Raw genomic sequence first — 530 nt, 5'->3', positions numbered from 1 at the left:
AGGCACAGCAGGTCAAGAATGCCGTCATCGTGCCGGTTGGCGCCAAGGGCGGCTTCTATCCGAAGAAGCTGCCGATGAGCGCCGGTCGCGACGCGATCTTCGAGGCAGGCACCTCGGCCTACAAGAATTTCGTCTCCAGCCTGCTGTCGATCACCGACAATATCGGTCTCGACGGTGTCATCCCCCCGGCCGGCGTCATCAGACGCGACCCGGACGATCCGTATTTCGTCGTTGCCGCCGACAAGGGCACGGCGACCTTCTCCGACACCGCCAACGCGATCTCGGAGAAGCACGGCTTCTGGCTCGACGACGCCTTCGCCAGCGGCGGCTCGGCCGGCTATGACCACAAAAAGATGGGCATCACCGCCAAGGGCGCCTGGGAAGCGGTCAAGCGGCATTTCCGCGAGATCAACCGCGATATCCAGACCTCGTCCTTCACGGTCGTCGGGGTTGGCGACATGTCGGGCGACGTGTTCGGCAACGGGATGCTTTTGTCGCCGAAAACCCGGCTGATCGCCGCCTTCGACCAT

At 63.4% G+C, this 530-nt stretch carries 1 protein-coding gene; it reads left to right on the top strand.

Annotation, left to right across the window (positions count from 1 at the left end; translation table 11 throughout):
• The coding region (locus tag EN893_RS37260) for an NAD-glutamate dehydrogenase domain-containing protein (RefSeq protein ID WP_164901561.1) at positions 1-530 on the top strand (530 nt) is incomplete at both ends.

The organism is Mesorhizobium sp. M7A.F.Ca.CA.004.04.2.1, assembly GCF_004022825.1.
Taxonomy (GTDB): Bacteria; Pseudomonadota; Alphaproteobacteria; order Rhizobiales; family Rhizobiaceae; genus Mesorhizobium.
The sequence above is the reverse complement of the archived record's forward strand: the minus strand, read 5'-3'. Positions and strand labels throughout refer to the sequence as shown.